The organism is Pseudoclavibacter helvolus, assembly GCF_014191305.1.
GTDB lineage: Bacteria > Actinomycetota > Actinomycetes > Actinomycetales > Microbacteriaceae > Pseudoclavibacter > Pseudoclavibacter helvolus.
This window is the reverse complement of record NZ_JACHWJ010000002.1, coordinates 86,093-110,647: the sequence shown is the minus strand read 5'-3', so window position 1 is coordinate 110,647 and position 24,555 is coordinate 86,093. Positions and strand designations below refer to the sequence as shown.

The 24,555-nt window shown below is 66.9% G+C and carries 19 protein-coding genes; 9 read left to right on the top strand and 10 right to left on the bottom strand.

Annotated features, from left to right (window positions below; translation table 11 throughout):
- Nucleotides 1-117 precede the first annotated feature (117 nt).
- From ahcY to FHX72_RS07455, 3 genes are all read right to left on the bottom strand, one after another.
- Nucleotides 118-1,590, bottom strand: coding sequence for an adenosylhomocysteinase (gene ahcY / locus FHX72_RS07465; RefSeq protein ID WP_068476405.1), 1,473 nt, complete (start codon nt 1,588-1,590; stop codon nt 118-120).
- 76 nt (nt 1,591-1,666) lie between these two features.
- The gene (locus tag FHX72_RS07460; protein WP_068493315.1) at nt 1,667-3,109 is read right to left on the bottom strand and encodes a phosphomannomutase/phosphoglucomutase; all 1,443 of its coding nucleotides are present in this window, start codon (nt 3,107-3,109) and stop codon (nt 1,667-1,669) included.
- On the bottom strand, nt 3,106-3,312 hold the full coding sequence (locus tag FHX72_RS07455) for a DUF3499 family protein (RefSeq protein ID WP_082774968.1): 207 nt from the start codon (nt 3,310-3,312) through the stop codon (nt 3,106-3,108). The genes FHX72_RS07460 and FHX72_RS07455 overlap by 4 nt, the downstream gene beginning before the upstream one ends.
- Nucleotides 3,313-3,347: 35 nt before the next feature.
- Here FHX72_RS07455 and FHX72_RS07450 point away from each other — a divergent pair, with 35 nt between their 5' ends.
- Nucleotides 3,348-3,809 (top strand): hypothetical protein, encoded by a 462-nt coding sequence (locus FHX72_RS07450; RefSeq protein WP_183624157.1) that lies wholly within the window; start codon nt 3,348-3,350, stop codon nt 3,807-3,809.
- A 16-nt stretch (nt 3,810-3,825) separates the two neighbouring features.
- Here the strand turns inward: FHX72_RS07450 and FHX72_RS07445 are convergent, their stop codons facing one another.
- The 4 genes from FHX72_RS07445 to manA form a co-directional block, all read right to left on the bottom strand.
- Nucleotides 3,826-5,310 carry a DUF5719 family protein gene (locus FHX72_RS07445; RefSeq protein ID WP_183624155.1) on the bottom strand — a complete coding sequence of 495 codons (1,485 nt, stop codon included), beginning with the start codon at nt 5,308-5,310 and terminating at the stop codon, nt 3,826-3,828.
- Nucleotides 5,297-8,278: a glycosyltransferase gene (locus FHX72_RS07440; RefSeq protein ID WP_183624153.1), complete on the bottom strand. Its 2,982-nt coding sequence runs from the start codon at nt 8,276-8,278 to the stop codon at nt 5,297-5,299. The genes FHX72_RS07445 and FHX72_RS07440 overlap by 14 nt, the downstream gene beginning before the upstream one ends.
- Nucleotides 8,279-8,468: 190 nt before the next feature.
- The gene (locus tag FHX72_RS07435) at nt 8,469-8,786 is read right to left on the bottom strand and encodes a WhiB family transcriptional regulator (protein WP_068476412.1); all 318 of its coding nucleotides are present in this window, start codon (nt 8,784-8,786) and stop codon (nt 8,469-8,471) included.
- Between the two features lie 217 nt (nt 8,787-9,003).
- Nucleotides 9,004-10,335, bottom strand: coding sequence for a mannose-6-phosphate isomerase, class I (manA, locus tag FHX72_RS07430; protein ID WP_244964106.1), 1,332 nt, complete (start codon nt 10,333-10,335; stop codon nt 9,004-9,006).
- Nucleotides 10,336-10,571: 236 nt separating this feature from the next.
- On the opposite strand from manA, the gene FHX72_RS07425 reads away from it, so the two are divergent.
- Both FHX72_RS07425 and FHX72_RS19630 read left to right on the top strand, forming a co-directional pair.
- Nucleotides 10,572-11,759, top strand: a complete 1,188-nt coding sequence (locus FHX72_RS07425; protein ID WP_183624151.1) for an acyl-CoA dehydrogenase family protein — start codon at nt 10,572-10,574, stop codon at nt 11,757-11,759.
- 78 nt (nt 11,760-11,837) lie between these two features.
- Nucleotides 11,838-13,310 (top strand): O-antigen ligase family protein, encoded by a 1,473-nt coding sequence (locus FHX72_RS19630; RefSeq protein WP_183624149.1) that lies wholly within the window; start codon nt 11,838-11,840, stop codon nt 13,308-13,310.
- Between the two features lie 5 nt (nt 13,311-13,315).
- On the opposite strand, the gene FHX72_RS07415 is transcribed toward FHX72_RS19630, so the two are convergent.
- Nucleotides 13,316-14,632 carry a hypothetical protein gene (locus FHX72_RS07415; protein WP_183624147.1) on the bottom strand — a complete coding sequence of 439 codons (1,317 nt, stop codon included), beginning with the start codon at nt 14,630-14,632 and terminating at the stop codon, nt 13,316-13,318.
- A gap of 62 nt (nt 14,633-14,694) precedes the next feature.
- Between FHX72_RS07415 and FHX72_RS07410 the strand changes: the two genes are divergently transcribed.
- Nucleotides 14,695-14,997, top strand: coding sequence for a coiled-coil domain-containing protein (locus FHX72_RS07410; protein WP_183624145.1), 303 nt, complete (start codon nt 14,695-14,697; stop codon nt 14,995-14,997).
- Nucleotides 14,994-16,697, top strand: a complete 1,704-nt coding sequence (locus tag FHX72_RS07405) for a rhamnan synthesis F family protein (RefSeq protein WP_183624143.1) — start codon at nt 14,994-14,996, stop codon at nt 16,695-16,697. The genes FHX72_RS07410 and FHX72_RS07405 overlap by 4 nt, the downstream gene beginning before the upstream one ends.
- Here the strand turns inward: FHX72_RS07405 and FHX72_RS07400 are convergent.
- On the bottom strand, nt 16,694-18,082 hold the full coding sequence (locus FHX72_RS07400; protein ID WP_068476426.1) for a hypothetical protein: 1,389 nt from the start codon (nt 18,080-18,082) through the stop codon (nt 16,694-16,696). The two genes, FHX72_RS07405 and FHX72_RS07400, sit on opposite strands and share 4 nt — an antisense overlap.
- A 141-nt stretch (nt 18,083-18,223) precedes the next feature.
- Here FHX72_RS07400 and FHX72_RS07395 point away from each other — a divergent pair, with 141 nt between their 5' ends.
- Nucleotides 18,224-19,081 (top strand): NAD-dependent epimerase/dehydratase family protein, encoded by an 858-nt coding sequence (locus FHX72_RS07395; protein WP_068476428.1) that lies wholly within the window; start codon nt 18,224-18,226, stop codon nt 19,079-19,081.
- Between the two features lie 21 nt (nt 19,082-19,102).
- On the opposite strand, the gene FHX72_RS07390 is transcribed toward FHX72_RS07395, so the two are convergent.
- Nucleotides 19,103-20,395 carry a glycosyltransferase family 2 protein gene (locus FHX72_RS07390; RefSeq protein ID WP_156475533.1) on the bottom strand — a complete coding sequence of 431 codons (1,293 nt, stop codon included), beginning with the start codon at nt 20,393-20,395 and terminating at the stop codon, nt 19,103-19,105.
- Between the two features lie 127 nt (nt 20,396-20,522).
- Between FHX72_RS07390 and FHX72_RS07385 the strand changes: the two genes are divergently transcribed.
- The 3 genes from FHX72_RS07385 (at nt 20,523) to FHX72_RS07375 (ending at nt 24,524) form a co-directional block, all read left to right on the top strand.
- Entirely contained in the window at nt 20,523-22,373 is a 1,851-nt protein-coding gene (locus FHX72_RS07385; RefSeq protein ID WP_068476430.1) for a rhamnan synthesis F family protein, read from the top strand.
- Nucleotides 22,374-22,455: 82 nt separating this feature from the next.
- Entirely contained in the window at nt 22,456-23,322 is an 867-nt protein-coding gene (locus FHX72_RS07380) for an ABC transporter permease (RefSeq protein WP_183624141.1), read from the top strand.
- The gene (locus tag FHX72_RS07375; RefSeq protein ID WP_156475534.1) at nt 23,322-24,524 is read left to right on the top strand and encodes an ABC transporter ATP-binding protein; all 1,203 of its coding nucleotides are present in this window, start codon (nt 23,322-23,324) and stop codon (nt 24,522-24,524) included. The genes FHX72_RS07380 and FHX72_RS07375 overlap by 1 nt, the downstream gene beginning before the upstream one ends.
- Nucleotides 24,525-24,555 lie beyond the last annotated feature (31 nt).

The window sequence follows — 24,555 nt, the reverse complement described above, 5'->3', positions numbered from 1 at the left end:
GAAGAGTCAAGCGAAACGCTCGCGAACCGATTCGATCCGGATGCGACGCAGCCCGCCAGACAGAATCTGGCGGGCTGCGTCGATCTCGGCGCGCGACGAAGGCGCGGCGAGCGCTGGTCAGTAGCGGTAGTGATCAACCTTGTACGGGCCATCGACGGCAACGCCGATGTAGTCGGCCTGCTCTGGCGTCAACTCGGTGAGCTTCACACCGAGCGCGTCGAGATGGAGGCGCGCGACCTGCTCGTCGAGGTGCTTCGGCAGAACGTGCACGCCGAGCGGGTAGGCGTCGAGTCGCTGCCAGAGCTCGAGCTGCGCCAGGACCTGGTTCGTGAACGAGCTGCTCATGACAAACGACGGGTGGCCGGTTGCGTTGCCGAGGTTGAGCAGTCGACCCTCCGAGAGGACCAGCAGCGAACGCGAGTTCGGGAGGCGCCACTCGTGCACCTGCGGCTTGATCTCGACGCGGGTCGCCCCCTCAAGTGTCTCGAGCCCCGCCATGTCGATCTCGTTGTCAAAGTGGCCGACGTTGCCGACGATCGCCATGTGCTTCATCCCGAGCATGTGCTCGAGTGTCAGCACGCTCTTGTTGCCGGTGCAGGTGATCCAGATGTCGACCTGGTCGAGGACATCTTCGACCTTGGCGACCTGGAAGCCGTCCATCGCGGCTTGCCACGCGCAAATCGGGTCGACTTCGCTCACGATGACCCGAGCGCCCTGGCCGCGAAGCGCCTCGGCGGCCCCCTTTCCGACGTCTCCGTAGCCGACGACAAACGCGGTCTTGCCTCCCATGAGCACATCCGTCGCGCGGTTCAGCCCGTCCGGCAGCGAATGGCGGATGCCGTAGGTGTTGTCGAACTTCGACTTCGTCACCGAGTCGTTGACGTTGATGGCCGTGAACTGCAGCTCGCCGCGCTCGGCAAGCTCGTACAGGCGGTGGACGCCGGTCGTCGTTTCTTCCGTGACGCCGCGAACCTCCTCGGCGATGCGGGTGAAGTGGCCGGTGTCGTGGGCGAGCGACTCGCGAATGGTGTCGAGGACAACGCGCATCTCCGTGCTGTCGTCTTCGTTCGCCTCGCGAACGGCTCCCGCGATCTCTGCTTCACGACCGAGGTGCACCAGCATGGTCGCGTCGCCGCCGTCATCGAGGATGAGGTTGGGGCCGACCGCGCCCTCGGCGCTCCAATCGAAGATGCGCGAGGTGCACCACCAGTACTCCTCGAGCGACTCGCCCTTCCAGGCGAATACGGGCACGCCCTTCGGGTCTTCGACCGTCCCATCCGGACCGACCGCGACTGCTGCGGCGGCTTCGTCCTGGGTGGAGAAGATGTTGCAGCTCGCCCAGCGAACTTCCGCACCGAGGTCGGTGAGCGTCTCGATGAGCACGGCCGTCTGCACTGTCATGTGCAGCGAGCCGGCGATGCGCGCACCAGCCAGCGGGTTCTGTCCTGCGTACTGCGCGCGAAGCGCCATGAGGCCAGGCATCTCGATCTCCGCCAGGCGGATCTGGTGTCGGCCAGAAGGCGCGAGCGCAAGATCGGCGACGACAAACGGACGCTCGGTGGAGAGCTCGATACCTGACGGAGATGCCATGACTGCTGCTTCCTTGCTACGGGGGTTGGTGGATGCTGCTGCGACGGCCCGCGAGAAACGGGCCGCACTCCGGCGGCTACTCCGCTCGGATGAGGGAGAGGACCTGGTCGCGGAGCGACTGCAGGCGGGCCTCGTCCTTGGCCTCGGCGTTCAGGCGCAGGAGCGGTTCCGTGTTGGACGCTCGCACGTTGAACCACCAGAAGCCGGTCTCGTCTGCACCGCGAGCCGTGAGCCCGTCGAACTCATCGAACTCGGCTGTGCCCGCGAAGGCATCGACGATGCGCGCGAGCGCGGCGGGGACATCCGCCACCGTCGAGTTGATCTCGCCTGAGGCGAAGTACGGGTTCTCGAGCCCACCGATCTCAGAGAGCTGCTTGTCGGACCCGCCGACGGCGGCGAGCACGTGCATCGCGGCGAGCATGCCGTTGTCTGCACTCCAGAAATCACGGAAGTAGTAGTGCGCCGAGTGCTCGCCGCCGAAGACCGCGTTTGTCGTCGCCATCTGCGCCTTGATGAGCGAGTGGCCGACCTTCGTGCGGACAGCCTTCGCGCCTTCCGCGCTGATGGCCTCCGGCACGTGACGGGAGACGATGAGGTTGTGGAGGATCGTTGGCTCGGTCTCGCCCGCCGCACGGACGCGAGCGATCTCGCGGCGAGCGACGATCGCCGTGACCGCGCTCGGCGAGACGGGCTCGCCAAGCTCGTCGATCAGGAAGCAGCGGTCGGCGTCGCCGTCGAAGGCGAGTCCGAGGTCGGCGCCGTGCTCGACGACGGCCGCCTGCAGGTCGACAAGGTTCTTGGGGTCGAGCGGGTTCGCCTCATGGTTGGGGAACGTGCCGTCGAGCTCGAAGTACATGGGCACGATCTCGAGCGGCAACGCGCCGAGACCCGCCGCCTCACCGAGCACAGCGGGAACCGTGAGCCCGCCCATCCCGTTGCCCGCGTCTACGACGATCTTCAGCGGCCGGATGCTCGACAGGTCGACGAGCTCGCGCAGGTAGGCGGCGTAGTCGGCGAGCACGTCGATGCGCTGCTCTTCGCCCGGCTGCTCGACGGCCGCGATGCCATCGTCCAGGAACGCCGCGGCACGGTCACGGATCGCGGAGAGACCCGTGTCGAAGCTGAGGGCTTTGGCGCCGGCGAGCGAGAGCTTGATGCCGTTGTAGGCGGCCGGGTTGTGGCTCGCCGTGAACATCGCGGCCGCCGCGTCGTAGCGGCCCGACGCGAAGTAGTCCTCATCGGTTGAGCACAGGCCGATGTGGGTCACGTTGGCGCCCCGCGTTGTTGCACCCCGGGCGAACGCCGCCGCGAACCCTGGTGAGGAGTCCCGCATGTCGTGGCCCACGACCACCGTCTGCCCGGCGAGAGCGAATTCGTCGACAAAACCGGCGCCGAGTGCCGTCACGAGCGTCTCGGTGAGCTCGCTGCCCACGAGCCCCCGAACGTCGTAGCTCTTCACGACACTAGAGAGAGAACCCCGCTCGTCAGTCGAAGCGGGTGCGATAGCCACAGAAGTCATGAACCCAAAACTACCGGACGCATCATGCTCCACCCCTGCGGAGGGGTCGAGCGTTCTGCGTGGCGCGCGCACAGGTCGTAGCTGTGCGGTTCGGCTGCGATCGCAAGCGGGCCGATGACGGCGAGCTTGTCCTCGTAGTCGAAGGTCAGCGTGTACTCCGCTTTGCGGGTGCACGCGACTCGTGAGCATGGTCGATTGGACATCGGCGCAAGTCTACGCCGGGCGTAAACTCGCAGGCATGCCACGTCGCCGCCGGGAGAAGAAGTCCGAGAATGCCAGGAGGCAGGCGCGCCCTGAACGTGGCCTCGCCCGCGGAAGGCACGGCAGGGGCATCCGCTCGAGCGTCGCGGGACCATACCTGCCGATGCTGACGGGTCGTGTCGTCAGGTTCGAGAACCACGTCGCCGACGCCATGAATTACCTGCGCGCCGCCAACCCGGAGCGGCTCGCGAACGTGCAGGTCGATATCGCGAACGTTCCGAAGACGCTGCAGCACGCCGACGGCATGGACCGCTGGCACGTCGAGGCGCCCAACCGCATCATCCTGTACCGCGTCGCGATCGACCGACTCGCGCGACTGCACTGCGAGGACCCGGTGCACTACCGGATGCTCGTAGAGCGGTGCGTGCTGCAGGCGGTCGCCGAGCTACTCGGATCAGACCCGTGGGACATCGCACCGGAGCGATTCGGCGACGAGTGACGGTCGCCTCGCGCGACTAGCGGTAGACGGTGATGACCTCGGCGAGCGGGTTGCTCGCATAGCTCGGGATGGCCGCGAGCTGCCCGTCGCCCGCGTAGGCGAGCTGGACCGAGACTCGGTCGAGCCCTTCGAGCCTGTACTCGCGTGACGCCTCGACGTCGACGGATGCCGTGCCGTGGGCCGGGATCGTGACGACCGTCTCCGTGCCGTCGTCCGCCACCAGGGTCGCGGTCTTCTCGACGCCATCAGCGTCGGCGAGCTGCAGCTTGGGCGAAGGGCCATTCGGCACGGCGACGACCTGGCTGCCGCTCAACGCGGGCACGGGCAGGTACCAGGCCAGGTCTGATGATGTTGCTGTCGCCGTCGTCTGCACCGCTGCCACGACCGGGTGGCTCGCTTCGATCTGCAGCGTGTACTGGCCGATCGGGTAGCCGGTGAGCGGGATCTCCGTGGTTCGACCGCCCTGGATCGTCAGCGAGATCGGCTCGAGGGCGACGCCAGCGGCGTCGCGGACCTCGACGGCGAGCTCCGTCTCCTCATCGCCGGGGGCAAGGACTCGGAGCATCGCTCCGCGCTCGAGTACGAGGGTGCCCTCCGCCTCGGAAGCGGTGCTTGTCGACGGGACCCCGACGATCGAGAGCGAGGTGCTCGGTGCATCCTGGGCACCGACGATCTCGATACCACTCGGCGTGGCTCCGGAGGTGCGCGTCTGGTGCAGCGTCGAGATGACGCTGCCTGAGACGGCCTCGACCTGCACGACGAGGTCCCCCCGGTCCGGCGCGACCCCCTCGAGGCTCACGATCTCGCGGCTGCTCGCCGGCACGACGATCTCGCGGATCGTCGGCGCCTGCACCGTGCCGTCCGCAGTGGTGACCGTGACTCGGACCTCCGCCTGCCGAGCTGCGGGATTCACGATGACCAGCTGCGTGCTGCTGCCCTCGGCAGTGCTTCCCCCGACAAGCCACTGCTCAGCAGAAGGCATGCGGCACGCTGTTGCCGCGAAGCCAGCGGCGGAGGGCTGGTTCAACTCAAGCGTCTGCGCGGCGGCGAACACGGTCGGCGCACCCTCCCCCGTGAGTCCGGGAACGGCGAAGCGAACTGGGGCGAGCGCCTGCTGCTCGTCGGCCGCAGGCGTCGACTCCACGACGGGGGCAACTTCGAGCTCATCCTGGTCGCCAGCGAGGCGGATGCTCGTGGTTCCGAGCGTCGAGGGAAGCGTCGGGTCGTCGGTGGCGAGCCCGAGCAGCGTGAGCGGGCCTGGGCACACTCGGTCCTGCGCGCTCGCCACCGGGCTCACGAGCACGGAGTTCGCGGGACTCGAGACAGCACCCTCCGGCGCAAGCTGCACTGCTGCGACGACTCCGCCGACGGCGACGATCGCGGCGCCCACACTCAGCACGCGCCAGACGGGCCGCCTGCCCCGCCGCTTGCCTGGCGCCTCGCGGGCCGCGTCGTCTGCTGCGCGAGCCTCGGCGATCACCTTCGACTCATCGAGCGTCATGGTCGCCTCCTCGTGCACCCGTGCCGAGCACGTCATCGTCGTCTGCTTCGAAGTCATCGACCGTGAGCGACGTCACATCGCGTCTCAGCACGCGCTCGTCACCGCCTGCACCGTCGCCGTCGAGGTCGTACCAGGGACGTCCGATCGTCCGCTCTCGACGCCGCACGTCGGCCGCCCTGGCGTTGAGGCCACCCGTTGGCAGGGCAGTGAGGAGCGTCAGCGCGAGAAGCACTCCCTGGACGATGAGCATCGAGCGCCCGAGCGTCGTTCCCGTGTTCGCGGTATCTAGGGGGCCGGCCACGCTTGGATCGGTCGGCTCGAGGGTCGGCCCGACGACCTGCCACAGCGTGCCGAACTCCGTCGAACCGGCCGGACGCAGACCGGAGTTGGCGGAGAGCGTGGAGACGACCCGGCCTTCCATAGTGGCGGCGTCGCTGGCCCCTTCAGGCACAAGCAGGTAGGAAATGCCCAGTGCGTGCAGCTCCTCCGTCGGTCGGAACAGCGAGTCTGACGCGAAGTTCACGGCGAGCTCGGCCAGCCGCTGGTCACCCGCGGAGAACCCCACGCTCGTCGTGCGCAGCGTCGACTGAGAGTCGAGGCTGTCGCCGGTGCCTCGTTCGAGCCTGACTTCGACGGCGCCGCTCGCGAGCGGCACGATGACCAGGGTGCCGACCTCGTCAGACGCTCGCCCCTGCGCGTCGACGATGGCTGGCAGCGATCGGCCGTCGCCCGCGCCGACGAGCGCGTCTCCGCGCAGCATCGCGGTTGCAGGCAGGGCCGCTACGAGAATGATTCCGGCGAGCGCGATCCCGGCCGAGATCTGCGAGGCGCGTGGGCGAAGGGCGGCGAGCATCGCTGCCGCCGCGATGACGGCGCCGAGCCACATGAGCGATTGCGCACTGCCCGGCCAGAGAGAGATGCTCTCGACGCCGACATGGGCGAAGCCGAACCGGGTCGCCGCAGCAGCAGTCACGAAACCGAGCAGGAGGAGCTGGAGGCCGAACAGCGCGGCTCGCCAGTTCCGAGACCCGGGGGCGAGGACAGCCAGCAGGAAGAGCGGCACCAGGAGGCCAGCCGCGGCGAACGGCACGGCGGGGTAGGCGTCCAGAAGCCCACCGGCCCAGCTGGGATCAGCGACAAGGGAGCTGGGGAATCCGAGGAGCAGCTGCCAGGCGTCGGGCGCGGTGCTCGCCAGCGGAACGCCCGGGTCCGCGAACAGCGCGAGCGGTCGTCCTCGGTTCCACTGCGCGACCGCGAGAGGTGCGAAGAGCACCAGCGTCGGCGCCGCCGTCAGAAGTCGCTGCACGAAGCCTGGACCGCCGATGACGAGCCACACGAGCCAGACAACCGCCAGGGGCACGGCCAGGAGCGGCGCCGATGCGATCGCGACGGCCGCGAGTAGGCCGGTGGCCGCCGCACGAGACCAGTTCCTCGAAGCGCTTAGCGCGGAGAAGATAAGCCAGGGCAGAACGAGGTGTGCGATGACCGCAGCAACCCTGCCCTCCGCGAGGGCCACGAGCAGCGGGGGTGCGAGCATCCACGCAAAGGCCGCGAACGCGCGGAGCCCGGCCCTGTTGGTCAGACGCGCCATCAGGAGCCATGCGCCCATGGCCGCGAGGGGCAGCGCGAACAGCCAGACGAGCACGATGCTCAGGCTCGGGTACCAGAAGGTGAGCGTGCCGAGCACGGCGAGCACGTACGTGAAGGGATCCGCGACGCCGAAGGCACCGTCACCCACGTCGCGGACGCCGTAGCCCGTCCTCCCCCAGAGCGTTCCGATCGAGTCCGTGAGGGGCAGCAGGCCACCGCCGGAAAGCGTCGACTGTCCGATGAGCGGCAGAGCAAGACCGAGACCGAGGACCGTCGAGATGAGCAGCACCCAGAGCCCGCCAGAGCCGACGAGCGAGTAGCGTTCGCGTTCCTCGTGCGTGAGCGCGCGGAGCTCCTCGCGCTGCAGGCCAAGCGTCTTCTGGTTTTCCTCGGCGCTCACGAGCAGCGGCTCGATGACGGTCCAGGGCTCCGTCCTCGTCTTCGCGAACTGCGCCCGCGAGCGGGCAGCCCCCGTCTTGCCGAAGGTCACGCGAGACGCGGAACGGAGCTCGGCGAGGATACGCCCAGGGCGCTTCCTGACGAGATGCCAGATGCCCTTTAGGAGCGCGATCGGAATGAGCAGCACCCGGAGCACGGCAAAGGCAGCCGCCGGGGTCTTCGTGAGGCTGCGGTGCACCCGTGCGGTGTCACGCGCGGCATCGACCGCGGATGCACTCATGCCGGGGTTCATCGCGGCGGTACCGGGGGCCTCAGGGTCACAGGCGACCCGAGCGGACGGCGTCAGCAGCACGCGACCGCCGGCAAGCCACACGCGCGTGCAGAAGTCGAGCGCATCGTCCACCGCGGGAAGCCCAGGGTCGAAGCCGTCGAGCGCCAGCCATGGCTCGCGGCGGACGAGCATCCCGCCGGCCGCGACGCCGAGCACGTCGGAATCTTGGTCGAACTGCCCTTGGTCCAGCTCGTCCTCGCGGAGGCGAAGGCTCTCGCCGTTCTGCAGCATCGACTGGCCGAACTCCACGAGCGTCGCCGCGTCGTCGCTTCGAACGAGCTTCGGGCCCGTCACCTCGAGGGACGGGTTCCGCTCCGCGGTTGCGAGGAGCTGCTCGAGGGCATCGTGTTCGGGAGCGTTATCGGCCGCCAGCAGCCAGAGCCAGTCCCCCTCAGCCTGGAGGCCCTGTTCCTCGAGCACAGTCACCGCCTCGGCGACGGCACCACCAAAGGTCGTGTCGGTCTCGAGCGTCAGCAGGATGTCTGGCCCTGCCGCGCGCATGACGTCGAGCGTGGAGTCCTTCGACGCGAGGTTCACCATGATGACGCGGTCTGGGACGCGCGAAGAGCTCTCGAGCGCGGCGATGGTGCGCTCGAGCGCGCGCGACGCATCTCGCGCGACAAGGATTGCGGTGACTCCAGGACGCATTGAACGAATGGTATTCGGCTCCCCCGGGCGTTGTCGCATTGCGGGCGGCAAGCCGCGAACACGCACCGCGCCCCACGGCCGAGCGTCGGACCGCATCCAGCATGGTGCACGAAGGGCCCCGCCCGACCGAAGTCGCGACGAGGCCCCGTCTGCTTGCTGCGCCCGGCCTCCTGGCCGGGCGTCCCACTGCTTATGCCATCTTGCGCAGTTTGCGCCGCTCTCGCTCGCTCAACCCACCCCAGATACCGAAGCGCTCGTCGTTCGACAGCGCGTACTCGAGGCAGTCGCTCCGAACCTCGCACGAGTCGCAGATCCGCTTCGCGTCGCGCGTCGATCCGCCCTTCTCCGGGAAGAAGGCCTCTGGGTCGACCTGCGCGCACAGCGCGTCTGCCTGCCAGGCGAGCGGGTTGTCGTCGCCGACATTCCTGCGAACTCCGGGGACGCCGAGGTTGACCGGGTCGACATACCAGTCTTCGGGAACCGAGGGGTTCCTCCCTGGAATTGCCATATCACGTTCTCCCCACGTTGCTTGCGGGCACCTGCCCGCGCGTCGGAATCATTACATCGTTGTAATTCACCCCGCGTCAAGTCGGAAGCCCTCAACACTAAGCCCGGTCTTGAGACTTTTCGGAGAAGCCGCGCGCGATTCGCGGCGGCGTGTCGCAGAGGATCCCCCGCCGGGCCGGGGTGGAGCCCCTCGAATCCGGCGTGACAGAAATTCCCAGCTAGTCGGCGTGTCGCATCGGCACCGTGTCGCGCCTGTCGAGACCCGGGCCAGCAGCGAAGAGGTCGACCGAGCCGATGACCCGCACCGGCAGTTCGTCCGGGGTCACGAAGACGGACTCACCCGCCGTGATGGTCGCCGTCGACTTGGCGCCCTCGAGCTGGGCTTCCCCCTGAAGGCACAGCAACATCGTCGGGCCGTCGAGGTGGATGGTCTTGACCGTCTCCTCCTCGCCGGCAACGACCCTCACGAGGCGGAAGTCCGGGATCTCCGGCCTGTACTCCTCCACGCCCTCCTGGATGCGCGTGGCCGCGATGTACGGCGGCGGCACGGGCGCAAAGTCGAGCCGCGCCAGAAGCTCGGGAATGTCGATGTGCTTCGGCGTGAGACCCCCGCGGAGCACGTTGTCCGATGCCGCCATGATCTCGATGCCGAGCCCGCGCACGTAGGCGTGCATGTTCCCCGCAGGGAGGAAGATCGCCTCGCCCCTGCGGATGGTGATGTGGTTGAGCAGGAGCGCAAGCGCGATCCCGGGGTCTCCCGGATACATGCGCGCCAGCGTCGCGATGATGCCGCGTTCTCGGGCGAAGCGCTCGGTCGGGTCGCCGGGCTCACCGCCCGCAAGCGCAACCCTCGACACCGCCACGACGAGTTCATCGACGGACTCGCCGCCCTCGAGGAGCGAGGTGACGAGCGCACGCAGGTCTTCCCCAGTGGAGAGCGCAGCGACTCGTGCCGTGAAGTCCGCGAGCGCCGCGCGGCCCGACTCCGGGTGCGCCTCGTCCGCGGATGCGCGCAGTGCGAAGTCGCCGACCACGGCCGCGACCTCGGCGAAGTCTCGGAAACCCGCAAGCGCATCCATCGTCTCGCTGAGCGCCAAGAGCATCTCGGGCTTGTGGAGCGGGTCCTTGTAATTGCGCTCGGGCGCACCGAGCGGGACGCCCGCCGCGTTCTCGCGGTCGAACCCGAGACGCGCATCCGTCAGCGTCGGATGCACTTGGAGCGACAGGGGAGCCGCGGCGGAGAGCACCTTGAGGAGGTACGGCAGCCTCGGCCCGTCACCCTCGCGCAGGCCCATGGCGTATCGCCCGAGCGTGGCCACTGGCTCCTGCGCGATCCAGGCGTCGAGGGTCGTCGCACCACCGGCGGCTTCAGGCTCGACGATGCGGCTGGGGGCGCCAGGGTGCGCGCCAAGCCAGAGCTCGGCCTGTGGCACCCCGTCCCAATCGGCGTCGTCGAGGGTGCAGGCGCCCGTGGTGCCGAGCAACTGCGAGATCGAACCGGGGGCACCCCAGGCGTAGTCACGGGGCGCATTCTTCAGTGGCAGAAACATCACGCGAAGGCTACCGAATCTCGGTGCGACTGTGGGAGTGGCTGGCGGAACTGCAGGGCAGATACAACGGCCTGCCCGGAGTGGGGGCCCGAATTCACGGATTCTGCCAAGCCGCTGGCGCATCCCGGTCGCGAGTTCGTAGGCTCGCGGAGCGCCCTCATCGTCGCCAGAGGCAATGTCGCCGGCCTGACGATCACGGAGCGCCCATCACCCGCGCGAATCGGAACAGGACGGTCATGGACCACAACGAGTTTCAGCTGCTGCCAGGCGACTTCACGGGGCTCGAGGCAGACCTCACCCCCGAGGAGAAGGGCCTGATCACCGACCTCCGCAGCTATCTCGAGCGTGACGTGCGCCCCGTCATCGACGAGCACTGGGAGGCGGCGACCTTCCCGCGCGAGATCGTCGCGGGCCTCGCCTCCGCCAGAGTCGTCGGCCTGGCATTCGAGGAGACCCGCCCGTTTGTGAACTCCGCGGTCTTCCGGGGGTGGACCGCCCTCGAGCTCGCTCGCGTGGATGCCAGCGTCGCTACCTACGTCGGCGTGCAGAACGGCCTGGCCCTCGGCGCGATCGGGCTGTGCGGCTCAGCCGCGCAGCGCGAGCGGTGGCTGCCAGCGCTTGCTTCCGGCGAGATCGTCGGCGCCTTCGGCCTGACCGAGCCCGGCTCCGGCAGCGACTCCGCCAGGGGGCTCACCACGACCGCCGAGCTGGTGGGCGACGAGTGGGTGCTCAACGGCGCGAAGCGGTGGATCGGAAACGCGACCTTCGCCGACATCGTCGTGATCTGGGCGAAAGACGTCGCGGACGGGCAGGTCAAGGGGTTTGTGGTCGACACCTCGCTCCCCGGCTTCACCGCGACGAAGATCGAACGCAAGGTCTCGCTGCGCATCGTGCAGAACGCCGACATCACCCTCAACGACGTGCGCGTCCCCGCCGACGCGAAGCTGGAGCACGCCAACACTTTCAAGGACACCGCCCGCGTGCTTCGCCAGACCAGGGCCGAGGTCGCCTGGCTCGCAACGGGGATCGCCGTCGGAGCCTACGAGGCCGCGCTCGCCTACGCCAAGGAGCGGATGCAGTTCGGCGGGCCCATCGCCGCTCGTCAGCTCATCCAGGAGCGTCTCGTCGACGCACTCGGGCTCATCACTTCCAGCATCACCCTCTGCGTTCGCATCTCGCAGCTCGGGGACGCTGATGCGCAGAGGGACGAGCACTCCGCGCTCGCGAAGGCGGTCGCGACGAGCAACATGCGTCAGGTCGTCGCGCTTGCGCGAGAGGTGTGCGGAGGAAACGGGATCGTCGCCGACTACGGGGTCGGCCGTTTCTTCGCGGACGCGGAGGCCATCTACTCGTACGAGGGAACGAGGGAGATGAACACCCTCATCGTGGGCAGGTCGATCACGGGCCATGCGGCCTTCGTGTGACGCTCCCCCTGCCCCACGCAGACCCCGTATTCCGAGACGAAGAACCGGGGACTCGCGCGAGTGAGCGAGAATAGGCCGGTGAGCTCCACCCGAATCCCCGCAGACTCTGCCGAGACCGCACGCGCCCCCTGGCGCAGTCTCGCCGCTCGGGTTCCAGGGAGCCCGGGCCTCACCGCCTTCGCGACCTTCACGTTCTTTACGGCGTTTGCAGGCGACTTCTGGCGGAACCTGCTGACCTGGTACGGGTTCGGCGTCATCGTCGCGATCATCGTCGCCGGGGCCATCTGGCTCCTCGCCAGCAAGAAGCCGCTGCCCAAGATCATGCATCTGCCCTCCGCGTTGATCGCGTTCGTCGCCTGGTGCGCCCTCTCGATCATCTGGTCCGTGTACCGGCCCGAATCGCTCCTGGGCTTCGGCATCCAGCTCGTGACCGCGCTCGTGGCGCTCGCCCTCGCGGTCTCCCTCACGAAGCCGCAGTTCCTGCGCGCCTTCAGCGCGGCGATGCGCTGGATCCTCGGACTCTCGCTGGCGTTCGAGGTCCTGGTGGCCATCTTCTTCCCTGGCGGAGTGCTGCCGCTCGCCCTGCTCATCCCGGGACAGCTCGAGCGCGTCACCGGCATTCCGGGCGCCACCGCCGAGACTGTGCCTGCTGCGTTCCTCTGGAGCCAGGGGCACATCTTCGCCGGCAGCGCGATCCAAGGCATCCTCGGCAACCGCAACCTGCTCGCGATGGCTGCCCTCCTCTGCGTCATCGCGGTCGCTGTCCAGTGGTACGCCAAGCAGATGAAGCGCTGGCCGGCGATCACCTGGATCGTCCTCGGCCTCATCGCGATCCTCCTCTGCAAGTCCGCCACGGTCTTCGTCGGCTGCGCGGTCGTGCTGCTCGCCGTCGCCCTCGTCTTCATCGCCAGACCACTCAGCAACGCACAGCGATGGGGGATGTACGGGGCTGTCTTCGCGGTCATGCTCGTGATGGGCTGGATCGTGCTGCAGTTCAACACGCAGCTCTTCGGGCTGATCAACCGCTCGAGCGACATGTCTGGCCGCGGCGACATCTGGGCTGAGGTCGGCCGCCTCGGCAGCGAGCACTGGCTCACGGGCATGGGGTGGATCAGCTACTGGGCTCCCTGGGTGGAGCCGTTCAAGGGCCTACTCGTCGTCGACGGTGTGCACTTCCTCCAGGCCCACAACGCCTACCTCGATGTGTGGATGCAGACCGGCCTCATCGGCGCCTTCTTCTTCGTCGGCATCGTGCTGTCGACCCTCATCCGCACCTGGTGGCTCGCGGTCGACCGGCCGCAGACCGACGCGAGCGGACCCCGCGACTTCCCGCCGACCGCCATGCTCGCGTTCCTGCTCATGGTGGCGCTCACCGTGCAGTCGCTCACGGAGTCACGCCTGCTCGTCGAGGGCAACTGGCTCCTGCTCTGCTACCTGGCGATCTACTCGAAGCTGCGCATCCAGGACCTCCCGGCGCTCCCGAGGCGCACGATCTCCACCAAGACCGGCCCCCTTCCCATCATCGAGCGCAACAAGCTCGAGGGACTCTGACGCGCCTACTTCCCCGCTGAGCGCAGCAGGTGCTCGCAGGCGAGCGCAAACGATTTGCCGGGAGCGACCGCGAAGGTGCGCTCCCCCGCGGGCTCAGCCGAGCACGCGGCGACCGCGTCACGGTACTGGGCCTCCCAGGGTTCGGCCGCGAGGCGGTCCGTTGGCACAGCGCCCCACTGCAGGGCCACGACCGCGCCAACGCCCAGCAGCACCGCACTCGCAACGACGCGCGAGGCCCGGGGCGCGCGCCTTCCCCAGCGTTCGACGATCACCGACGCGGCGAACGGGAGGCTCGCGAGGGCGAAGATGCCTGCAGCGGCCCCGTAGCGATTGCCGAGCTGCGCAGTCGCCCAGCCATCGCCGGAGAACCCGGCGTACTGGAAGATCGTCAGCGAGTTGACGAGCATCGACCCGCCGAACGCTGCCGCGGCCACCACAAGCAGCACCGGCAGCGCCACGCGATCCGAGGTCCTCCCGAACACGAGCACGACAGTCACCGCGAGCGCGAACGGAACGACGGCCAGCATCAGGATGGCGATGCCGTGCTCGCCGAGCAACTCAGCGTTCCGCGCGGTGTCCCCGCTCCACATCGGCAGCACGGTCGTGGCGGCCCAGCCGACGACGATGTCCGCGAGCGAGATGGGACCGTGGGGCGCGTTGTACTCGGGGCGGGGGTTGAGCATCCACGTGGCCAGCTGGCCCGCCGCCCCGACAAGCGCTGCACCAAGAATGAGCAGCGTGCCGCGGCTGCGATCCCAGAACAGCCGAACAAGCAGGATGGGGAGCGCAACCAACGCCTGCACCTCCGTCAGGAAGCAGGCGAGCGTGACCACAGCCCAGAGGGCTCGTTCCCAGCGACTGGTGTCCGTTCTGGAGAGGAAGATCCACACAACAAGCCACAGGCAGTAGGTGTGCAGGTTGGCGAGGTCGCCGAGCACCTCTCGGCTGACGAGCGGGACGAGCAGCGGCGTGAGCGCAACGCCAACGCGCGCCGGCAACCACGTGACGATTCCCATGGCCAGGCGGAACGTGCCAGCACACACGAGCGCGGCCACAAGCAGGCTCAACAGCGAGACGACCACCCCGAACCGCTCGAGCGGCACAAGCTCGGCTGCGACGACCGAGAGGATACGCGGCAGGAAGTGCTGATACCCGGCGTAGGGATGGAAGAGCGCCTGGATACTCCCCAGTTCGAGCTGCTCCCGCAGGAACGTGTCGCCGTCCTCAGCCCACAGCACTTCCGTGCTCCCGCTGGGGACCCTGAACCAGGCGACGACGAAGGCGACCGCGAACACGGCGAGCATCCAGAACCGGTCCCTCATACGGTCGAATCTACCGCTGCGCGTTGCTCGGGCCCCACCCGGCGGACCACTAAACTCTGGGCATGCCTAGCAGTGCAGCAGAAGAATATGACCTCGAGACCATCCGCAAGGACAACGAGGAGCTCCGCGAGCGCCTCGACGTCCTCGCTCGCGAGCGCGCCGACGAGAAGTCAGAGCTCGCAGCGCTGAAGGCCCGCAACATCTCGCTGCAGCACTCGCTCGACGACGCACACCATCACCTGCGGCTCCGCCCCAGCACGCTCACGCGCGTTCGCGGCAAGGCTCGGCGCCTCCTCTCGATCCCGAAGCGCCTCGTCCGAGCAGCCCTATCGATTCCCCGCCGCATCCTCGGAGGAGCCAAGTGAAGCTCAGCGATCTGAGGTCACCTCGACGGCTCGGGATCTTCTTCTTCTTCGACGAAGAAGGCGTCGTCGACGAATACGTCACGACACTGCTCGACGGCATGCAACGCCACTTCGACAAGCTCATCGTCGTCGTCAACGGCGAACTCGACGAAGCCGGAGCCGAGCTGTTTCGCTCGCGACCCGAGACCGACCTCATCGTGCGCGAGAACGAGGGCTTCGACTCCTGGGCCTACAAGACCGGCATCGACTCCATCGGCTGGGCCGGCTTGGCCGAGTTCGACGAGTTCGTGATGTTCAACTTCACGATCGTCGGACCAGTCGCCGACCTCAAGCTGATGTTCGACACCATGGACTCGCGTGACCTCGACTTCTGGGGCATCACCGTGCACCATGCAGCACCGTTCGACCCGTTCGGGTCGCTCGAGACACCGACGCTCCCCATCCACCTGCAGTCGCACTTCATCGCGGTGCGTCGCTCGATGTTCCTCTCCGAACCCTTCCAGCAGTACTGGGACGAGCTTCCGGCGATCCCCGACTACGCGCATGCCGTCGCCAAGCACGAGGCGAAGTTCACCTGGTTCTTCGAACGTCTGGGATTCACGTGGGCACCGTACGTCGATACCAGCGATCTCGAGTCGGACACGCTGTACCCGCTCAACACCTACGCCCTTGAGCTCGTGCGGGACCGCAACTGCCCCATCTTCAAGCGCAAGACGCTCTTCGCCGGGGTTCCCTCCATCATCGAGGAGTCGTCGAGCCTCAACGCCCGCCGCTTGCTCGACTACCTCGAGACGTCCGGCCGGTTCGACATGCGGCAGCTGCGTACTCACATGAACCGCAGCATGAACCAGTACATGGTCTCGACGACGCTGCACGACTGGGAGATGACAACGGGCGCCCAGCCGGAGGTCGAACGCTACGCCGCGCTCGTGCCGCTCGGTGAGCGCTTCTCCGAGCGCCTGCAGCAGGCGCTCGCGTTCACCGACGCCCAGGTCTACGTGTGCGGGCCCCGGACTCGTCTCGGTGAGGCGAGAGGCCACTTCGTCGACGAACCCGTGCACGCGCTCGAGGCCCAGCACCACTGGACGGAGGCGATGCCTCACATCGCGGAAGGCGTCACGCTTGTGCTCGGCCCCGACAACTTCCACACGCCTTACTACGCCGCAGCGCTCCGCGATGCTCGTGCCCTCGTCGAGTCAGCGTTCGACCTGCCGACGCCCAACGACGCGATCGATGCGTTCCGTCGCACCCCAGAGCTCGGCATGCTCGTCGCGCCCCCCGTCCTGCACAGCGAGTACTTCCAGGAACTCGGCCTCGAATGGCGCGATACGACGAGCGACTTCGAGACGCTTGCCGACGCGCTCGGCATCACTGCCCCGTTCTCCCGCTCCACACCAACCGTGCAGGGGCCAGGCGGTATCTCGATCGTGCGCACGGAAGCCCTGCACCAGTTCGGAGCGCTCGTGGCGGCAGCGCCGTACGGGACTTTCAGGAAGCTCTCCCAAGACGACTGGCAGAAGCTCGTCGCCCTCGCGGTGCAGAGCTCCGGCTTCACTCCGCGCATCGTCGTGACGCCTCGTCTCGCGAAGTACCTGCTCTCGCTGTCCATGACGCTGCTTCGCACCATCAGCGATGCGGCCGGTCAGGCTGAGGGTGCAACCGCGATGTCCCTCGTGAAGCGGATGCGCGCGCTCCGCTAGCCGCCAGCCCGAGCCATGACGTCGGCGCAGTCGAGCTCGAAGAGCCGCACCCCTGGTGCGGCCTCGAACTCGGCCGCCCCGTTAGGGGTGATCGCGCACTGCTCGCGTGCCGACCGCACCTGTGGCTCCCACAGGTCGGTGGCGGTCTTCGCCGACCCGACCTCAGGGCCCTGCAGGCCGACGAACACGAACGTCGCGAGCATCCCGGCCCACGCAAGCGATCGCGCGACGACCGGGGCATTCGCGCTGAAACGGGTCACGAGCACCGACGCCGCGAACGGGATGGTCGCCAGGACGAAGAGCGCCGCGGCCGCGCCGTAGCGCAAGTTGACCGGCACCGAGAGCCACTCGTCGCCCGAGTAGCTGCCGTACTGGAACAGCTCGACCGGATTCAGCATGAGCGACCCGCCGAACGTCCCCGCCGAGACGAACAGCAGCACGATGAGCGCGAAGCGCTGTGGACCTCGCCCGAACACGAGCACCGTGAGGGCCGCCACCGCGAACGGCAGCAGCGCCAGGAACGCGACGCCGACGCCGTGCTCTGCGAGCAATGCCGTGTTGGACGAGCTCGAGCCGTTCCAGATCGGCATCACCGCATTGACGAGCCAGGCGACGACGACGTCCCACGCGGTGATGACTGCGTCGGAGGGCATCGGCCGCGGGAACCCCACCCACGTCGCGAGCTGCGCCCCGACGCCGATGAACGCGCCGACGATGACGGCGAGCGTCTGGAAGCTCCTGTCCCAGAAGAGCCGAACGAGCAGCACCGGGATGAGCAGCAGCGCTTGGACCTCGGTCAAGCAGGCGATCAGCATGACGGCGGCCCAGAACACCCCCTCGCCCTTGGTCCGCACCTTCGCCACGGCGATCCACGCCGCCAGCCACAGGCAGTACGTGTGCAGATCGGCGAGGTTGCCGATGATCTCGAGACTGAGCAATGGCACGACGACCGTCACGAGGGCCATGAAGAAACGGGCAGGAAGCCAGCGCAGAATGTCACGCGTGAGCCGGAACACGCCAGCGGCCACGAGGCCGGCGAAGACCGCGCACGCCGCGAAGACGGCCCTGTTGAAGTACTCGAGCGGGACGAACTCGACGATACCCGCGGCGAAGAGCCTCGGCAGGAAATGCTGGTAGCCGGCGTACGGCTGGAACAGCGCGCCGAGCGTGCCGAGGTCGAGCTGCTCGACGAGGAAGATGAGGCCGTCTTCCGCCCACACCACGTCTTGATCCTCTGGCGAGACGCGGAGCCACGTGGCAACCGTCACGACGACGAGCACGACCGCGCTCCAGAGCCACTCGTTCCTCATCACCGAGGGCAGCCGCCGGCGAACCAGCACTTCGCCGTCCACGCGAGGACTCGCTGCCTCTTCGAGTGCTTTCACGCTTTTCCCTCCGCCGAACGACCCCTGCGCCCGAGTCATCCTGCCATGGCCCTCGCTCACGCAGCGTCAGCCTCCCCGCCAGCCTCACACGTGAGGCTGGCCTCTCCCGTTAGGCTGGGCACTTCTCTGGAAAGGAACGAGATGACACAACGCGAACGAGTGCTCGTCACGGGGGCAGGCGGGTACATCGGACGTCATGTCGTGCAGGCGCTGCTGCTTGCCGGTGCTGACGTGACCGCAGTGGTCCGACCCGGTGGAGCAGGGCGGGTTCCCGCCGGCGCACAGGTCGTCGAGCTCGATCTTCTCGCCGCTGGCGCGGAGTTCTCCAGCATCCTCGACCCGGCGCCAGACGCCGTCATCCACCTCGCATGGGAAGCGGGCTTCGCCCATAACTCCCCCGTGCACATGCTCAAGCTCTCCGAGCACTTCAGGTTCTTGAACGCCTCCGTCGAAGCTGGCACGAAGCGCCTCGCCGTGCTCGGGACGATGCACGAGGTCGGGAGGCACGAAGGCGCGATCACCGCCGAGACTCCGACGAACCCGCTGTCGCTCTACGGCATCGCCAAAGACGCGCTTCGCAAGTCGTCGTTCCTCGCGTTCAGCGACAAGGTCACGCTGCAGTGGCTTCGCGCCTACTACATCTACGGCGACGACCGGAACAACCAGTCGATCTTCACCAAGCTCCTCGAGGCCGCTGATGCAGGGAAGACGGAGTTCCCCTTCACCTCAGGCAAGGCGAAGTTCGACTTCATCCACGTCGAAGAGCTGGGCAGGCAGATCGCCACTGCAGCACTGCAGGATGAACTGCGCGGCGTCGTGAACGTCGGCTCCGGCGTGCCCGTCTCGCTGGGCGAGCACGTCGAGCGGTTCATCAGCGAGAACAACCTGGACATCGCGCTCCAGTACGGGGCCTTCCCCGACCGCCCGTACGACTCCAAGGAGATCTACGGCGACGCGACGGACATCCTCGACCTCATGGCGCGCTCACCGCGCAGCTGAGCCGCGCCAGGCGCGTGCCCGTCAGCGACGGAGCACGCGCTTGGCCGCGATTCGGGCGCGACGCTCCAGCGCAACCCCTCTCGAGCCCTGCAACGCCTGGAGCTGGCCCTTGACTCCCGCCAGCTCGCCCTCGAGGCGAAGCGTCTGAGCGCGAGCGTCAGCGGCGCTGTGCTCGGCCGCGGCAGTCCGGTCTTCACGCTCGAGGAGCGCCGCGACGTGCGCATCGGCCGCCGCGAGTCGCTGCTGCAACTCGCCGTACCTGATCCAGAGCGCGCTGAGCTCCCGGTCCTTGTTGTAGAGCGTCGTGTTCCGCTCATCAACCTCGACGCGGAGGGTGCGCACCTCTTCGTGGATCGCGTCGTCGAAACGGCGGAACAGCTCCGCCGTCTCCCGCAGAGCCGTCAGCGCATCATCTGAGTAGACGTCGTCGTTCGCGTCCGCGAGCGCGCCACGCACGAGGTCGGGGACGACCGCGTCCTCGCCGAGGCCCTCGAGGGAACGCACGATCGAGTCGTCCTCGACGTAGGCGCTCACCGCCAGCTCAGAGGACAGCGGCATGCGAAGCGCGAAGAACGCCTCGAGCACCCCACCCTTGTGGCGACGCCAATCGCGCATGCCATGGTGGTTCGCGCTCGGGCGCAACCCCGGGTTGGCCTCGAAGCCGAGGGCCATCGACACGGTCTTGCGCTCGAACTGCGTCCACGATCGCCACGGCACGTGCAGGACCTCGAGCTCGAACCCCTCAGGGACCGAGCCGCCCGGCTCGATCGAGACGAAGTGGTTGCCGTGCGCGACCTCAACCTCCGCATCACCGACGTGGATAGCGTTGGGAGTCGGATGCGCGAAGACGCCGACCCCGTTGAGCTCCGCGAGCTCGCGCTCGTCGCGGAACCGCAACCGCCTGAGCCCGCTCCCCGTGCGGCCGAACGAGCCGACCATGTTGGTCACGGGCACCGTGAACATGCGGATGCTCGGGTCATAGTGCTCGAGCGCCTGCCGGATCGTGATCGACCGGTCGACCGCGAAGACGAACTCATCCGCGTCCCCGTTGATGACCCAATCCGCGCCGAGGTCGGTGAACGCCGACCTGGCCATGCGGGTGACGACCTGCGCCTGCTGCTTCTTGTGCTCCGCATCGTGGAGCAGGGTCAGCACGCCGCGTTCCTCGTAGCGTTCCAGGATCTCCCGCGTGCCATCAACTGAAGCGTTGTCGGTCACGATCAGGTGGTCGATGCCCTGGGCGAGGGAGTGCTCCACGACGGCCGCGATAATGTCGGCCTCGTCGCGCACCATCATGGTCATGACGATCTTCATGGGGCAAGGCTACCGCGCGGCGAGTACCATCGGATGTCAGCCCAGGCACAGCGCACGGGCATCCATCAGCATCGACTGGCGCCTCGCCGGTCCTGCTGAAAGCTGAGAAGAAGAGGACGCCCACTTCATGCGTCGAGTTGCGTTTTATCTCGTCTACGACTCCAAGGGACACGTCGGCGGCTACGTCGAGCACTGCCTGCGCGAGCTGCGGAAGCATGTCGACCACGTCTTCGTGGTCTCGAACTCGCCGCTGACGACCGACTCCAGATACCGACTCGAGCAGATCGCCGACACGGTCTGGGAACGCCAGAACGTGGGCTACGACGTCTGGGCTTACCGCGACGCCCTCCGGGAGTTCGGCGAGGCAAGGCTGCGCGACTACGACGAGCTCATCCTCGCGAACTACACCTTCTATGGGCCCATCGGCTCCTTCGATGCGCTCTTCGCGGAGGCAGAAGACACCAGGGCAGACTTCTGGGGAATCACGGACCACGCAGAGGTTGTCCCGAACCCCATCACCTACTCAGGCGTCATGCCCCGCCACATCCAGTCGCACTGGATCGGTGTCCGTCGGCACATGTTCACGTCAGAGGCGTGGCGGACCTACTGGGACGAGATGCCGCCGATCGTCAGCTATGACGATTCGATCCTCCAGCACGAGTCCCGCTTCACGAAGTACTTCGAGGACGCCGGATTCAGCTCCTGGGTCGCGTACTCCGCCGCCAAGTACGGCGACCAGCACCCCATCTTCAACCTTGCCGACGTCCTCATCGCCGACGGCTGCCCCATCGTGAAGCGACGCTTCTTCTTCCACGACCCCGTCTACCTCGACCACAACGCCATCATCGGCAAACGCGTGCTCGACCTCCTGGAAGCGAAGGGCTACCCCGTCGACCTGCTCTGGCAGGACATCGCCTCCACGGCGAAGCCACGCGTCCTGAACGCGAACGCCGGGCTCATGGAGATCATGCCCGACGTCGACCTCGGCGGTGAGGATCCGAGCGGGCTGCGCGTCGTCGTCGTCGCGCACGTCTACTACGAAGAGATGATCGACGAGATCGTCGAACGGGCCGACACCATTCCCGGCGGTTACGACCTCGTCGTGACAACCGCCTCAGAGGAGAAGCAGGCGTATATCCGGGCCCGCCTCGAGCAGCTTGGCCGCCCAGACGACGACGTGCGGGTCGTCGCGTCGAACCGCGGCCGCGACATCTCGGCGTTCCTCATCACCTGCCGCGACGTCCTCGAGTCAGACCGCTACGACATCGTCGTGAAGATCCACTCGAAGAAGAGCCCGCAGAACGGCTTCAACTCGAGCAGGCACTTCAAAGAGCACCTGTTCGAGAACCTGCTCAACTCGCCCGGCTACACGACCAACCTGCTGCGCCTCTTTGTCAAGCATCCGACGCTTGGCATGGTCTTCCCGCCGATGATCCACATCGGCTTCCCGACAGTCGGGCGTGCCTGGTTTGCGAACCTCGACCCGGCCAAGGAGCTCGCCGCGAAGCTCGGGATGCGCGTGACCTTCGACGACACAAGCCCCCTCGCGCCGTTCGGCTCCATGTTCATCGCGCGGCCCGAGGCCCTCAAACCGCTTGTCCAGGCCGGATTCCACTGGGACGAGTTCCCTGACGAAGGCGGCTACGAAGACGGTGGGCTCCCCCACGTCCTCGAGCGCCTCCTCGGCTACTCGGCCGTGAGCGAGGGTTTCCACCTGCGCACGGTTATGACCATCCATAATGCTGAAATCTCGCACACCATGCTCGAGTACAAGCTGCAGGAGATCACGGCGGATGTGCCCGGCTATTTCCCGGTACAGGTGGCACTCGTGCGCAAGTACCTCGAGAGCCAGGCATCTTCGCCGCTCGGCAGGGTCAAGTCGTCGATCCTGACGAAGAACCCAGGCCTCGCCGACGCTCTCCGCCCCGCTTACAGCCGACTGCGAGGCGTCGCACGGGCCATCCGCAACCGCGGCTAGCCCTACAGAAGCCCCGCGCGAAGCGGGTGTTAGTCTTGGCCAGCCCCTGGCCGGGGCAAGTTTCATAAGCGTGCGGAGGACAATGTCAAAGGCCGTTCAGGTGGGGTCTCCGAACTTCGGACTCACCTTCAACTTGCTGATCAACCTGACGCTGCGAGAGATCCGCTCGGAATACAAGCGTTCCGTGCTCGGTCGTCTGTGGTCGCTGATCAACCCGCTCGCTCAGATCGCGACCTTCTCGCTGGTCTTCGGCCTGCTCTTCAACATCACTGCAGCACCGGGCATCAACTCGGGCGTGCACTTCTTCCCGCTCTGGATCGGTATCGGCGTCGTCAGCTGGGGCTTCATCTCCAACTGCGTCAACGGAGGCATGGGGTCGCTGCTCAGTAGCGCTGACCTGCTCCGCAAGGTCTACTTCCCTCGCTGGGTGCTTCCGCTCTCGAAGATGTTGGCCAACGCCTTCACCTACCTGATCGAGATCACCGTCATCACGCTCATCATGTGCTTTGTCGGTAGCTTCCGCGGGCTCATGTACTTCCCACTCATATTTCCGTTGATCGTGCTCATCATCATGTTTGTGCTCGGTCTTGGGCTCATCCTGTCGGTGACCGTCATCTACTTCCGCGACATCGAGCACCTGTGGGGCATCCTCACGCAGCTGTGGCTCTACGCATCCGGTGTCATGTTCCCGCTCACGATGGTCGCCGGTGCGGAGCAGAAGCTCTTCGACGACGGCTTCCGCCCGTTCGGCGAGCGGTTCCCGCTGCTCAAAATCTTCGAACTGAACCCGACGGCGCGCATGCTCGAGGCCATCAGGAACATCATTTACGACTACAAGGTGCCCGAACTGGCCGACTGGCTGTACATCGGCGCTTGGGCTGTTGTGATGCTTGCAATCGGCATCCTCGTCTTCAGGCGTTTCTCGAAGAACATCGTGGAGGAGCTCTAATGGCCGGCACAGCAGTCGACGTCAACAACATCTCGAAGTCGTTCCGTATCTACAAGGACCGGAACCAGTCGCTCAAGGCGACCGTGCTTAAGGGACGACGGGCGCTGTACGAGGAATTCAAGGCCCTCGACGACGTCTCGTTTGAGGTGCCGGAAGGTGGCACCTTCGGACTCATGGGCCGCAACGGCTCCGGGAAGTCAACCCTCCTGAAGTGCATCGCGGGCATCCTCACCCCCACGTCTGGCAGCATCACGACCCGCGGGCGCATCGCCGCCATGCTTGAGGTTGGTTCCGGGTTCCACCCAGAGCTGACGGGGCGCGAGAACGTGTACTTGAACGGCGCGATCCTTGGCATGTCCAAGCAGCAGATCGACCAGCGCTTCGACTCGATCGTTGACTTCTCCGGCATCGAGAAGTTCATCGACCAGCCGGTCAAGAACTACTCGAGCGGAATGTACGTGCGCCTCGGCTTCGCCGTGTCGATCCACACGGAACCCGACGTGCTCCTCGTCGACGAAGTCCTCGCCGTCGGCGACATGGACTTCCAGGCGAAGTGCCGCGAGAAGTTCACCGACTTCAAGGCAAGCGGACGCACCGTTGTTGTTGTCTCGCACGGCCTGGAAGGCATGCGAGAGTTCTGCGACCGCGCCGCCTGGCTCGAGTACGGGGAGCTGCAGGAGGTTGGCCCAGCAACGGCCATCGTCGACAAGTACCGCGACTCTGGCAACGTCACGGAGACGATCGACGGCGGCGGGCAGCGCCACGGCAGCGGCGAGCTTTACATCGACAGCATTGAGATGCTGAGCGCCGAGGGCGTCTCGAAGAACGAGGTCAAGACGGGCGAATCGCCCGTTGTGCGCCTCAACTTCGAGGCACGCAAGATGGTCGAGCGCCCCAACTTCAAGCTCGCGATCGAGACGCTTGAGGGCGTCCGCATCTGGAGCACGTCGATCAAGCAGCTCGGCTGGCAGCCGGAGACCGTCCAGCCGGGTCAGGGCCACATGGACTTCCACCTGGAGGGCCTCGCGCTTGCACCAGGCGAGTACGTGCTGAACGCCGAAGTGTGGCGCGACAACAGCACTACTCCCATCGACAGCCTCACCGGCTCGTACCGGTTTGCCGTGCACTTCGGTAACCCGTTTGCGCTCGAGGGACTCCTCGCCATGGACTCACACGTCATCGCGAAGCTCCCAGGCCAGTAAGTCACTAGCGCTTTACACCAGAAGGACCCCG